9 protein-coding genes and 2 pseudogenes are annotated in these 13,929 nt (G+C 45.1%); 5 read left to right on the top strand and 6 right to left on the bottom strand.

Annotated features, from left to right (window positions below):
• Window positions 1-87 precede the first annotated feature (87 nt).
• Window positions 88-882, top strand: coding sequence for a glucosamine-6-phosphate deaminase (nagB, locus tag CIK89_RS04220; protein ID WP_094390182.1), 795 nt, complete (start codon window positions 88-90; stop codon window positions 880-882).
• Between the two features lie 187 nt (window positions 883-1,069).
• On the opposite strand, the gene dnaA is transcribed toward nagB, so the two are convergent.
• The 5 genes and pseudogenes from dnaA to CIK89_RS04195 all read right to left on the bottom strand — a co-directional run.
• Window positions 1,070-2,479, bottom strand: coding sequence for a chromosomal replication initiator protein DnaA (gene dnaA / locus CIK89_RS04215; protein ID WP_094390181.1), 1,410 nt, complete (start codon window positions 2,477-2,479; stop codon window positions 1,070-1,072).
• Between the two features lie 369 nt (window positions 2,480-2,848).
• Window positions 2,849-3,751, bottom strand: coding sequence for an MlaD family protein (locus tag CIK89_RS04210; RefSeq protein WP_094390180.1), 903 nt, complete (start codon window positions 3,749-3,751; stop codon window positions 2,849-2,851).
• Window positions 3,752-4,635: 884 nt separating this feature from the next.
• A pseudogene (locus CIK89_RS04205) lies at window positions 4,636-5,386 on the bottom strand (N-acetylmuramoyl-L-alanine amidase); the annotation flags it as partial.
• A 52-nt stretch (window positions 5,387-5,438) separates the two neighbouring features.
• A complete protein-coding gene (gene folB, locus CIK89_RS04200) occupies window positions 5,439-5,828 on the bottom strand; it encodes a dihydroneopterin aldolase (RefSeq protein WP_094390179.1) in 390 nt (129 codons plus the stop codon).
• A gap of 16 nt (window positions 5,829-5,844) precedes the next feature.
• Window positions 5,845-6,300: pseudogene (locus CIK89_RS04195) on the bottom strand (ribonucleoside-diphosphate reductase, adenosylcobalamin-dependent); the annotation flags it as partial.
• Window positions 6,301-7,198: 898 nt separating this feature from the next.
• Between CIK89_RS04195 and clpB the strand changes: the two are divergent.
• From clpB to CIK89_RS04175, 4 genes are all read left to right on the top strand, one after another.
• Window positions 7,199-9,787: an ATP-dependent chaperone ClpB gene (clpB, locus tag CIK89_RS04190; protein ID WP_094390178.1), complete on the top strand. Its 2,589-nt coding sequence runs from the start codon at window positions 7,199-7,201 to the stop codon at window positions 9,785-9,787.
• Window positions 9,788-10,064: 277 nt separating this feature from the next.
• Window positions 10,065-10,805 (top strand): nitroreductase family protein, encoded by a 741-nt coding sequence (locus tag CIK89_RS04185; RefSeq protein ID WP_094390177.1) that lies wholly within the window; start codon window positions 10,065-10,067, stop codon window positions 10,803-10,805.
• An 8-nt stretch (window positions 10,806-10,813) separates the two neighbouring features.
• Window positions 10,814-11,506 carry a DUF4230 domain-containing protein gene (locus tag CIK89_RS04180; protein WP_094390176.1) on the top strand — a complete coding sequence of 231 codons (693 nt, stop codon included), beginning with the start codon at window positions 10,814-10,816 and terminating at the stop codon, window positions 11,504-11,506.
• Window positions 11,507-11,515: 9 nt separating this feature from the next.
• Window positions 11,516-12,103 carry a DUF4230 domain-containing protein gene (locus CIK89_RS04175; protein WP_173824951.1) on the top strand — a complete coding sequence of 196 codons (588 nt, stop codon included), beginning with the start codon at window positions 11,516-11,518 and terminating at the stop codon, window positions 12,101-12,103.
• 266 nt (window positions 12,104-12,369) lie between these two features.
• Here the strand turns inward: CIK89_RS04175 and CIK89_RS04170 are convergent, their stop codons facing one another.
• Complete coding sequence (locus CIK89_RS04170) at window positions 12,370-13,839, bottom strand: MFS transporter (RefSeq protein ID WP_094390175.1); 1,470 nt, start codon at window positions 13,837-13,839, stop codon at window positions 12,370-12,372.
• Window positions 13,840-13,929: the final 90 nt, after the last annotated feature.

The raw sequence follows: 13,929 nt of genomic DNA, 5'->3' as shown, positions 1-13,929 counted from the left end.
TATATATTCCAGATTGTAGCATGTATATATTTCATGAATTTATACTACCTTTGCGTTACAAAAGTTATCACCAAATATATCTTCAATATGAGCGTTATTATTGAATCTGATTATCAGAAATTGTCGCAATGGGCTGCTGAACACGTTATTGAGCGTATTAATGCTGCCAAACCTACCAAAGAACATCCTTTTGTACTCGGTTTGCCAACTGGTTCTTCACCAGAGGGAATGTATGCTTGTCTGGTAAAAGCCAACAAGGAAGGTCGTGTGTCGTTTAAGAATGTGCTGACATTTAATATGGATGAGTATGTAGGATTGCCTGAAAGTCATCCAGAAAGCTACCATTCGTTTATGGCTCGTAATCTTTTTGACCATATTGATTGTCCGAAAGAGAATATCCATATTCTTAATGGTAATGCAGAAAATCTTGCAGAAGAGTGTGCTCGTTATGAGCAGATGATAGCCGAAGCAGGTGGTATAGATCTTTTTATTGGGGGTATAGGTCCTGATGGTCATATTGCTTTCAACGAACCTTATTCTTCGTTGACATCTCGCACTCGTGTCAAGACATTAACAACCGATACGATTATTGCCAACTCTCGTTTCTTTGACAATGATGTAAACAAGGTGCCCAAGTTGGCGCTTACTGTAGGTGTTGGTACTGTGATGGATGCTCGCGAAGTGATGATTCTCGTCAACGGCCACCATAAGGCTCGTGCCATGAAGGCGGCTGTAGAGGGTGCTGTTACTCAGGAGTGGACTATTTCTGCCCTTCAGATGCATCAACATGGTATTATCGTGGCTGATGAACCAGCTGCTGACGAACTGAAAGTTGCCACCTACAAGTATTTCAAGGATATAGAGAAAGACAATCTGTTGTAATCAGACAATTGCGATGAATGTCAAAGGCGAATAGCTGTCAGACTTTCGTCGTCTGAAGACAAACGGACAGATAAACGCAAGCAGGATTATCGAAAATGATAATCCTGCTTGTATTTTATCCTCTTGTTTGTAAGGTACATCCCCAATCAATATAGGAATTGGAATGTGTACGATTGGAGTTGATGTGCTATTGTTTCAGTTTGAAAGAGTTTTCGATGCTGGTCACTTCTTCTACAAATGCCTTATCAACTTTCATGCGCTGGTCTATCGTATTGCAGCTGTGAATGACTGTTGAGTGGTCGCGACCACCTACCAACTGTCCAATTCTCGATGCAGGCATCTTGGTGTATTTCTGTGCGAAGTACATGGAGAGTTGTCGGGCAATTACAAATTCGCGTTTGCGAGAACGGCTCATTACGTTGGGTTGGGTGACATTATAGTGTGCGCATACCTTTTCGATGATATCGTCGATGGTCAGGGGACGGTTGTCCACCTTCACGGCACGTTTGATAACACGTTCAGCGAGGCGCATGTCAATATCGCTATTATATACAATAGAGTATGCCATCAATGAGTTGACCACTCCTTCCAATTCACGTACAGAACTATTGGCGGTTTCGGCAATAAACTGAATGACGTCGGCAGGGAATTTTAGACCGTCACGGCGACATTTGGTATTGAGGATGTCAATGCACAATTGCACGTTGGGTTTATGCAATTCGGCTATCATACCACATGAGAAGCGAGTCAGCAAGCGATCCTTCACACCTACCAAATCAACTGGTGGACGGTCGGCAGCCAATATAATCTGCTTTCCACAACGGAACAGATGATCGAATACGTGGAAGAATGTGTCGAGGGTCTTGGTGGCTGCAGCCCATTCCTGAACATCGTCAACGATGAGCACATCGATGGTTTGATAGAAATGAATGAAGTCGTTGACCGCGTTATGACGTACTGCATCGGTATATTGCACTTGGAATAATCTGGCAGATACGTAGAGTACTCGTTTCTGTGGATAAATCTCTTTGCAGCGCACACCAATAGCATTTATAAGGTGTGTTTTACCGCTACCTGACGGACCGTAGATAAAGAATGGATTGAAAGTGGTGCGTCCGGGGTGCTCGGCAATGGAGAGACCGATGGTGCGTGGCAACTTGTTGCTATCGCCTTCGATGTATCGTTGGAAATTCTTATGGGGATCCAGTTGTGGATTTAAATCCTGTGGGGTTGCTGCATCGAGGGTGGTGGGGGATTGGTTGGCACGTGTTGAAACCTTTGGCTTGTCGATAGCAACAGATTCGCTACCTTCTTCGTCAACGGTAAGACCGTGTGCTTTGTCAACCACAACACGATATTTCAGCGCAATATTAGTGCCGAAACAGCGATGCAGTACTTTGCTTAGCAATTCCACATAATACTGCTCCAATACTTCATAGACGTAGCGGCTTGGTATTTGCACGACAAGTGTCCTGTTGTCTTCGTCGTAAGAGTCGAAGACAATAGGTTCAAACCATGTTTTGTACTGTTGCTCAGAAACGTTATCTCTTATTAGCGAGAGGCAGTCGTTCCAAAGCAGTCTAGGAGCTTTGTCCATTATGGAATTTCTTTTGTATTTATAGTTAAAAGATACGGTTGCTTTTCGTAAAGCGGATACAAAGTTCGCACTTTTTTTTCAATTAACCAAATCTTTATTTTTTGTTTGTTATATATATATTCCTCTAACTGCCTATTCCTGTGGTATTTACGGGATATGGCTTGTTTTTGTAGTCGTGAAACACTATTGTAATAATGTAACTCCTTATATAATAGTCTATTAACGCTGTGACTCAAGACCTATTGCAGGTCTGTTCTGCTATCTCTCAGATGGTCACGAAATCGTCTGATAACGAGCATAAGACCTGTCTTTTTGGGTCATGTGCTTCTGATGGTTGTTATTTAGACTAATTAAAAACAAGCATCTCTCTTATTTATCCTTCTTTCCGAACACAGAGAAGTGTACGTAACGCTTAGGATGTGCTTTCAAGTCGATGAGTAGAGAATCTGCACTTGCAGCAGTTGAACTGAGTCTGTAGTAGAGTTGTGGATCGCTCATGAGCAGTCCGAGTGTGCCCTCTTTGCTGTTGAGCCTGTTGGTCATTTGCTCTACGTTATCCAGCGTTTGGTTGACTTTTGCCGTCATAGTGGCAATATCCACGGCGCTGAGGTTTGCTGTGAGTTGCTCTGTATTGGTGAGAACTCCATCTGCTTTTTTCATAACCGATGGGACATCTCTGTTCAGACTGGCAGATAGTGATTTGAGTTCTACGCTTGTTTTATTGAGATTGTCGGTCATTCCTTCCACGTTGTGCAGGGTGTTGCGTAGTGCAGGGTCTGCCAATAGGATGTTGAGGCTTGCCATGATGGAGTCGAGTTTTGGGAGCATACGTTCTACGGTCGGCATCATTTGTCCCACTTGGTTCATGAGTCCCAGTTCCATTCCGCCTTTGATAGAGTCGCCGGCAGCCATGAGTTGTGTGGGGTTGCCCGACAGAATCAGGTTGATTTTGATATTGCCGAGCAGATCACTTGCCAGTTCGGCACGTGATCCGACAGGTATGCGCATGGCTTTATCAAGTCCTACAACAGCCACGATGTTGTTGGGGTCGTTGTAGTTATAGTCTATGCGTTCCACGACACCTACTTTATATCCGTTGGCATAGACAGGCGATGAAGCCGACAGTCCACTTACATCGTTGAACACGAGATAGTAGGTGTTGGTGTTTGAGAATATGTTGAGTCCTTTAAGAAACTGCAATCCATAGAAAAGCACGAGTATGCCGAAGATGGCAGTTAGTGCGATTTTGACTTCTTTTGTGAAAAATTTCATATTTAAGTTTTTTCTTTATTTCTTGTTTTTGTTTCTTCTGTATTCTTGTATTGCTTGTTGCACATTGGCCCTACGTCCGTCTTTGAAGGCGATGATGAATGCTTCGGGGAAGCGTTCTGATAATGACTTGCGGAGTTGGTAAATCTCCTGATAGTCGGTTGATGCGCCTACGGTATATTTGAACATGCCGTTTTCTTCGTAATAATCTACGTTTTCCAAATCTTTCAGCATGGGGCTGTTTGGATTCTGACGAGCTGAACTGGCAAGTATCTGTACCTTGAATATGGGTTGTCCGCTTGTCTGTTGAGGTGTGGCAATGGTACTCGTAGATCTCTCAACTGCCTTTGGTGTTGGTTTCTCCGCAGGCTTTACGGTTTCTGCTTCAGTCTTTTGTACTGGTTTTGCCGCAGTTTCGGCATTTTGTTCCGCCTTTGGGGTTGGTGTAACAATGGTTTTGCCGTGACGTACCTCTGTCTTATGAACGGGTTTTTCTACTGGTTTTACTTCCGCCTTTGGTGTTGGTTTTGAAGCCGGCATTATTGGTTCTCCTTGTTGAGAACTGTCTTTCCCTGTCTCGTTATTGCGAGTTGGATCTGCCATGAGGATAGAATCCACATCGGTTGATGGCTTTTTATTGTTGTCGTCAACGGTTGTTCTTCCTGCTCTGGCGTTGGCCAGTTCCTGCAATACCTGATTTTTTTGCGTCTTGTTGTCTGTTTTTGGCTTTGCCTGCGGTATGTTGTTTGCCAGCGGTTTGTTGTCCGTTTTGTCGTTTTTGGTCTTTGGCGCTTGTTGTTTTTGGCTTGGCGTGGCTATTGTCGGCACGTTTACCTTTTCCGGTTCCTGTATTTGGTATGAAGGTTGTGTTGCCGCGTCTGATTTTTTTTTAAAGTCGAGAAATGCTTGATAGATGCCGAAACCGAGTTTGTCAATACCGTCTTTAGAGTTCAGAAAGCGCTCTTCGTCTGCAGTAGAGATGAAGCCTAACTCGATCAGACAACTGGGCATCGATGTTTCGCGGAGTACAAGAAATCCGGCTTGCTTAACGCCTTTGTTGGGTCTGTTGGCTGATGCGCATGTGCGGCGTTGTACTGCTCGGGCCAGTTCGACGCTCTTCTCCATGTTTTTGTCTTGTATGAGTTCAAACATTATATAGCTCTCGCTTGACCGTGGGTCGAATCCCTGATAGCGTTGCTTATAGTCTTTTTCCACGAGAATAACTGAGTTTTCTCGTTTAGCTACCTCTAAGTTGTCGTTGGCTCTATGCATACCGAGGGTATAGGTTTCGAGTCCTCGTGCTATGCGTCCACCGGGTAGTGAGTTGGTGTGTATGGAGATAAAGAGGTCTGCTTTGTTTCTGTTGGCTATGTCAGCACGTGTGTGCAACGGTATGAAAATATCTGTTTTGCGAGTATAGATGACTCTTACGTCTGGGCAGTTGTTTTCTACGTATTTTCCGAAGGCGAGTGCAACATTGAGGTTGATGTTCTTTTCCTTAGAAAAAGAGCCTACAGCACCAGCGTCGTGACCGCCGTGACCTGGGTCGATGACAAGGGTGAATCTATCTTTGGCGGCTGCCTGTAAGGCCGTCGCCACCATTAATAATAATAGGTATAAGGTATTCTTTTTACACATATTAATTGTTTACCGTTTGCAAAAGTACGCATTTTCAGTCAAAAACCAACTGCTAAAGCATAGTTTTTTGCTCATTTGTCATAATTACCCTTACTCCGGCTCCCTCGCAATCAGCTCCCATCGGTGGGTTTTTCTTGATGATGTTGAGGTCGATTTTTGTAATGTTGGGGTATGTGTCGAAGAGTCTTTTGCAGATTCTTCCCGCCAGATGTTCAATCAGCTTTGATGGAGTCTGCATCTCCTGACTTATTGTTTGATAGACGTCAGCATAACTGATGGTATGGCTCAGATCATCAGTTTGCATGGCATGAGTGAAGTCGTATCCTATCTGGATGCTAACCTCATAATCGTTTCCGACGGTCTGTTCCTGCGGCATGACGCCGTGGTAGGCATGGAAGCGAGCTTTGTTGATGATGATGCTCGTATCAAATGGTGTCTTCATTCTCCTTTTCTGTGAAGGTTCCATCGTTGACGTATTTCTTGAGTGCACGTTCCACACCGATCTTCCATGTATTGATGCTTTCGTTTTGGAGCTGGAGCGACCCTACCAGTTTTACCACATGTGCGATGGGCATGCGGTAGCGCAGCACACCAGAAATCAGTTTTGCGTAGTTCCAGTATTCTGGGTTGAACTTCTCAGATAGTCCTTCAACGGTTGTTTTGTATCCTCGTTTGTTGACGAACTGGAAGTCATAACGCTTTGTTCCATCTTCGTTTACCTGTTTTACGATTTTTCCGTGTGTGACCGATTTAGGCAACATAATGCCTTCGTCGTCGTCTTGCAGACCAGTAAAAATCTCGTAAGGGTATCCGTCGAGCAGTCCTACGAGTGCCACCCATTTGTCTTTATTGTTTTGAAAGCGCACCACGTCACATTCCAGTTCCTTAGGCCTGACCTCTGTCACTTCTGGTCTCGCCGCCTTGTTGACTACGTGTGAAATCAGTTGGAACATGAAGTTTGCCTGTTCCGGTTCTAGTGCGTTGAGACATGTGTGTAGTATCTGGCTCATAGAGTCAGCGTTTATGATATGTCCGATAGACGTACTGATATCGGCCAATTTACCTGCCACATTCAGCACTTCGTCTGTCTTGGCTGGTGTTTGTTCGTTTATCTTTTCTGTTTGCATACTCATTTTGCAAAGGTACGAATAAGCGAGCGTAATACAAAGAAAAAACTCGTTTTTTCTTTTATTACCGAGCGTAAGTAGCTTGGACGCTTAGCGTCAGAGGTAAAGAATAAGCGAGCGTAATACAAAGAAAAAACTCGTTTTTTCTTTTATTACCGAGCGTAAGTAGCTTGGACGCTTAGCCTCATAAGGCATTTATATAGACCTAAAGTCCAAATACAAACTTATTGTGGGTTGCGGAAAAGTTACATTTGCTGTTCGATAGATTCTGAAAGTTCAAATTTATATAAGCGGTAAATCTACGCTAAGTTTATAATGAAACTATTGGAGTTCTTGACTTCTCGATGTGTTCGGGATGCATTCGGGATGTGTTCGGGATGAAGGTGCTAAAAGAAACAGAGGCAGTACGTCCCAAGTTCTTCCCATGTAAGTCCCAAGTAAGTCCCATTTTTTGCAGAGGGAATGGGAAGACGAAGGGAGGGTGGAGGGAGAAGAGTGTAATTGTTGCCTATGCGAGGATGTTACGCAATAACAACCATCGGGAAGTCGTATAAGCGTTTAAAATACAGACAAAATGGCATAAATATCTGCCTAAATGGCGCAAAATACAGTTCGGCACAAGTGTTGAATAATAGATAAGTGACCAAGTAACAACAGAAACAAAAATAATTAGGAGGACAAGAATATGACATTTGACAAGTTTACAATCAAAGCACAAGAGGTGGTGCAAGAGGCCGTCAATACTGCTCAGATGAATGGGCAGCAGACCATTGAACCAATCCATGTGCTCAAAGGTATTCTGACGAAAGCCAAAGACGTATCGACTTTCATCTTTCAGAAGTTGGGAGTCAATGCCAATCAAGTAGCTATGCTCGTAGATCAGGAGATTCAGCATCTGCCCAAAGTACAAGGCGGACAGCCCTATTTGTCTAACGATGCTAATAGCGTGCTCACCAAAGCCATGGATACTGCCAAGCAGATGGACGACGAATTTGTTAGCGTAGAACCTATCTTGTTGGCGCTGTTGACCGTGAATAGTACTGCCAGCCGTATCCTTCGCGATGCGGGTTGCAACGAGAAAGACATGCGGGCTGCGATTCAAGAGCTACGCCAAGGACAGAAGGTGCAGAGTCAGAGTGGTGACGAGAATTTCCAAAGTCTTGATAAATACGCCAAAAATCTGGTAGAGCAAGCACGCTCAGGCAAACTTGATCCTGTCATTGGACGTGATGAGGAAATACGTCGTGTGTTGCAGATTCTATCGCGCCGTACCAAGAACAACCCTATATTAATAGGTGAACCAGGTACTGGTAAGACCGCTATCGTAGAGGGATTGGCTCAGCGTATAGTACGTGGAGATGTACCTGAGAATCTGAAAGACAAACAACTCTACTCACTCGATATGGGTGCGCTGGTGGCTGGTGCGAAATATAAAGGTGAGTTTGAAGAACGACTCAAAAGCGTCATCAACGAAGTGACCAAGAGCGAAGGACGCATCATCCTTTTCATCGATGAAATACATACCCTCGTGGGAGCAGGTGGAGGCGAAGGCGCTATGGATGCAGCAAACATCCTTAAACCAGCATTGGCTCGTGGCGAACTGCGTGCCATTGGTGCTACTACGCTCAATGAGTATCAGAAGTATTTCGAGAAGGATAAGGCATTGGAACGCCGTTTCCAAACCGTCATGGTAGATGAACCAGATGAGCTCAGCGCCATTTCTATCCTGCGTGGACTAAAAGAACGCTATGAAAATCACCATAAGGTGCGTATTCAAGACGATGCCTGTATTGCCGCCGTGAAACTCTCCGAACGATACATTAGTGACCGCTTCCTGCCTGATAAAGCCATCGACTTGATGGATGAGGCTGCAGCCAAACTACGTATGGAGCGCGACTCTGTACCTGAAGAACTCGATGAAATCACTCGACGCCTCAAACAACTGGAGATTGAACGTGAAGCCATCAAACGCGAAAACGATCAGCCCAAACTACAACAACTCGACAAGGATATTGCCGAGTTGCGCGATCAAGAAAAACAATATCGTGCAAAATGGGAGGGAGAAAAAGCGTTGGTCAACAAGATACAAGAGGACAAACAGCAGATAGAAAACCTCAAACTGGAGGCTGAACGTGCTGAACGTGAGGGTAACTACGAACGTGTGGCAGAAATCAGATACAGCAAACTCAAAATGCTCGAAGATGATATCAAGCGCATTCAGGAACAACTCAAGAGCACACAAGGCGGAGAAGCTATGGTGCGCGAAGAAGTGACCGCCGACGATATTGCAGAGGTGGTAAGCCGTTGGACCGGCATTCCTGTAACTCGTATGATGCAGAGCGAACGTGAGAAACTGCTCCATCTGGAGGAAGAACTCCATCATCGGGTTATCGGACAGGATGAGGCCATTCAAGCTGTGAGTGATGCTGTGCGCCGCAGTCGTGCTGGTCTGCAAGACCCTAAACGGCCAATAGCATCGTTTATCTTCCTCGGTACTACCGGTGTTGGTAAAACCGAACTCGCCAAAGCGTTGGCAGACTATCTGTTCAACGATGAAACCATGATGACGCGTATTGATATGAGCGAATATCAAGAGAAATTCAGCGTTTCACGCTTGATTGGTGCGCCTCCGGGATATGTTGGCTATGATGAGGGCGGACAACTGACAGAGGCCGTGCGTCGCAAACCATATTCTGTGGTGCTCTTCGATGAGATAGAGAAGGCCCACCCAGATGTGTTCAACATCCTGTTGCAGGTGCTCGATGACGGTCGCCTTACTGACAACAAAGGACGTACGGTAAACTTTAAGAACACCATCATCATCATGACGTCAAATCTGGGTAGCCAGTTTATCCAGCAGGAGTTTGAGAAACTCAACGCCACCAACCGAGAAAGTATCATCGCCAATACGAAGATGCAGGTGATGGATATGTTGAAAAAGACCATCAGACCGGAGTTCCTCAACCGTATCGACGAGACCATCATGTTCTTGCCGCTTACCAAAGCGGAAATAGCAAACGTGGTTCGGCTCCAGATGAATGCGGTCAAGAAGATGCTCGAACCACAGGGCTTTACGCTCCGCGTTACCGATGCAGCTATCAACTATCTTGCCGATCAGGGATACGACCCCGAATTTGGTGCTCGACCTGTAAAGCGTGCCATCCAACGACTGGTGCTCAACGACCTGTCGAAAAGGATATTGGCCGAGGAAGTCAGTCGCGAACAGCCAATCACAATCGACGCCAACGGTGCAGGATTGCAGTTCCGCAACTGATCAACGGACAGTATATCATCAATCATTCTGTTACGGTATCGCCTGTAATACATACAGACGGTATCGTTTTTTTATGTTTGTAGAGTACTCTCGTTCGGGAACAAAAAAGAAATTTGCGTATTTCTTTTTGTATTCCGCTCACTTATTCGTACCTTTGACGCTACGCATCCAAGGTACTTTCGTTCGGGAATAAAAAAGAAATTTGCGTATTTCTTTTTGTATTCCGCTCACTTATTCGTACCTTTGTTCCCATAATATTAATAATGTATAATGCAATATGAAGAATCTTTTGACCCGTACATCAATACGCAAATATAGTGATAAACCAGTTGAAGAAGCCTTGCTCGACCGCTTGATGAATGAGGCGGCACGAACACAAACCATGGGAAATCTACAACTCTATAGTGTTGTGGTGACTCGTTCCGACGAAATGAAACGAAAACTCGCACCTGCACATTTCAATCAACCCATGGTGACTGAGGCGCCGGTAGTACTCACCATCTGTGCCGATTTCCATCGCACATCTGTCTGGGCACGTCAGCGAAAAGCCGTTCCTGGGTACAACAATTTCCTGTCGTTTGTCAATGGAGCCATCGATGCACTACTCTATACGCAGACTCTCTGCAATCTTATGGACGAAGAGGGACTCGGTTACTGCTACATAGGAACTACCGTCTATATGCCACAGATGATTATCGATACACTCAATCTGCCGCAACAAGTAGTACCTTTGGCAACTCTGACCGTTGGATGGCCTGCCGAAAAACCACAGCAGACTGACCGACTGCCCTTGGATAGCTTTGTCCATCGGGAGACCTACCACGACTATACGGCTGATGACATCAACAGATACTATCAATTGAAAGAGAGTTTGGAAGAAAACCAAAACTTCTGCAAAATCAACAATAAAGAGACTTTGGCGCAAATATTTACCGATATTCGCTATACGAAGAAAGATAATGAGGCGATGTCTGCCGGACTCATGGAAGTGCTCCGCAAACAGGGTTTCATGGAATAAAATAGCTCATGAAAAAACAAGTAAAGACTGCATCTGCCTTTCTGATGCTTATATTGGGCCTCGTCATTCTGGCCATGACAACCTGTCGCGGATCTCATAACAAGCCGCAACAGGTTGCCAACGATACACTCGGAGTGATGGTCATGCAGATACAGAAATGTAGCAGACTCTATACTGCAGAGGCTCAGGTGCGTAAAATAGTGACGCAAGACGATCAGATGCGCTTGCAGGGATCTATCTTCAGTCATAAGTTTGACGTTCATGTACCTGGTTCTGAACGAAAAGTTGCAATCCCCATCGATGCTACTGTTAAGGCTTACATTGACTTTGGATCTTTCAGCAAAGAGAATGTGGTGCGACATGGCGACAGAATAGAGATAATCTTGCCAGACCCGCAGATGGTGATGACTAGCAGCCGTATAGACCACGAACACATGAAAGAACATGTGTCATTGGCTCGCAGCAACTACGCTGATAAAGAACTGGCGCAACTCGAACAGCAAGGACGCGATGCCATCATCAAGGATATTCCCCAGCTGGGACTTATAGAAACGGCGCGACTTAGTGCTGCCAATATCCTAATACCGATGCTGAAGGATATGGGCTTTGCCGAACAGCATGTTACGGTGACTTTTAGAAAAGATTTCAATGTCGACAAACCACAGTTGAAAGTGGTGTCCTCTGACGTCGAACAACAATAGTGATGAATTATGATACGAACAATAAAACGAATCGGCATCTGTCTTATCCTATTAGCCTTTCTGGCTTTTGGAGGATGGGTGTTCTGGATGAACAAGGATAACGAGGTGGCTGTAGAACCACAACGGCAAGTGGAACTATCGCCTACACAGGTGCGCTCGATAGAGGCAATAGGTCAATGGGAGTTTCTTGCCGTTAGCGACGAAGAATTGGTGGATACTATTCGCAAAGGCTTCTTCTCCGACGATCAGTTGACACGAATCTATTATGGCACACTTCGCCTGGGGGTTGATATGAGTCGGGTACAGGAAGGATGGGTCACCATGCGTGGCGATACTATTGTCTGTACGTTACCTCCTGTGCAGTTGCTCGATAAAAATTTCATAGACGAAGCGCGTACACGTTCTTTTTATGAGAGTGGGAAATGGAGTAATGCCGACCGCGAAGCACTCTATCTTAAGGCTTGCGACATGATGCGTCGTCGCTGTCTGACCGCTCAGAATATGAATACCGCACGTGACAACGGGCGCACACAGTTCCGACATTTGCTTCAAACCATGGGCTTTGACAAGGTAGTGGTTAAGTATGAAGATAATTAATCAGACAGTTCCAATAGCCTTATGACCCTATTGGCGATAATCTGTTTTTATGGTCTATAAAAAACAAATAGGTCATTATAGGTGTGTTTAATCCGCGGTCATGCATGTAATATAATGACCGATTGAAGATAGATAAGTGAAAAGGGAAGAGCTATGCTCTTCCCTTTTCTCAGATGATTATTGTACCAATCGGTCTTGGCAACCGAAATGGAATGATGATAATATCTTTTCTTTTTTGGTCTTATTCAAACAATCAGACTTTGTGATTATTCAACCACGATGGGCTTGTATTTTGGAACGAGCACCTTCATAATAGTCCAACCAATGATGTAAGCTATGGCACAGATGCAGAAAACAATCATGTAGCCTGCAGGTTTGCCTTCAAAACCGAAGAAGGTGAAGTCTGCACCCTGCTGTTCTGCATAGGTAAAGAGTTTACCCGAACATTTGTTGATAAGCATCGACCCCAGTCCTCCAGCCATAGCACCGATACCGGTAATAGTGGCAATAGTAGATTTCGGGAACATGTCGCCAATGGTTGAGAACAGGTTGGCTGACCATGCCTGATGACCTGCACCTGCAAGGCCAATGATGATGGCGGGCCACCATGCGGGGTCGATAGGAGAAGCCTCCCATGCTGCCAGAGGCTGAGCAAGCAGAGCAGTCATCGGGAAGAATGTGAAGAGCAACATAGCACGCATGCGACCTGCATAGGCTCCCATACCCTTCTTCTCAACAAAGTATTTGGGTAGATATCCACCAAAGATGGACAATACGGTTACTATGAAATAGAGGGTGAAGATGAGCAACTGACCCATACCTGACGATGATTTGTAGCCAAACTGGTCAGAGAAATAGGCAGGAGCCCAGAACAGGAAGAACCACCATACACCGTCGGTCATGAATTTACCCACGATGAATGACCATGTCTGACGATAAGTGAAGCAGTTGAGGAAGCTGATCTGTGGACCTTCGTCGTCTGCATCCTTAGGATCTGCATCGGTTTCGGCATCCTGATTGATATAAGTGAGCTCTGCAACATTCACATGGTTGCTCTTGTTGGGTTTCTCATAGAATACTACCCAGAAGCCCATCCATACAAAACCGAGCACACCGATGATGATGAATGCCATCTCCCAACCGAACCACTCTGCCAATGGGGGAATAGACAGCGGGGCGACAAGAGCACCTACTGATGCACCGGCATTAAAGATAGATGTGGAAAATGCACGGTCTTTTTTCGGGAAATACTCGGCTGTTACCTTAATAGCGGCAGGGAAGTTTCCTGATTCACCCATCGCCAATACCGAACGGCAGAACAGGAAGAGATATACGCTGATGGTGGCTATCGACAAGGCTGTGGCAGATCCAGCTTGTACGGCACGAAGTGCTTCTACCGAGTCAAGACCTTCATACTTCATCGTTATCCAACCGCATACTGCATGGAGACATGCACCCAGCGACCATACGAAGATAGACCAAAGGTATCCTTTCTTAGTTCCCATCCAGTCGATAAACTTACCGGCAAACAGACAGAATACGGCATACAGGATGGAGAATACTGCCGTAATCGTACCATAATCGTCGTCGGTCCAATGAAATTCAGGAGCGATAAAGTCCTTCCAAGTCAAGGAAAGCACTTGTCGGTCCATGTAGTTGATGGTTGTTGCAAAGAACAACATCGAGCAAATTACCCAACGGTAATTGGTCATTTTTGTGGTCTGTACAGAACTCATATTATTGTTTTTATTGATGTTTTAGTGTAGTTTGGATGCAAAGTTACTAATAAAAAATGAGAAAAAAACGAGTGTGTGGACCTTTTTCAC

Origin of the sequence: Prevotella sp. P4-119, from assembly GCF_002251345.1 — a bacterium.
Lineage (GTDB): Bacteria > Bacteroidota > Bacteroidia > Bacteroidales > Bacteroidaceae > Prevotella.
The sequence above is the reverse complement of the archived record's forward strand: the minus strand, read 5'-3'. Positions and strand labels throughout refer to the sequence as shown.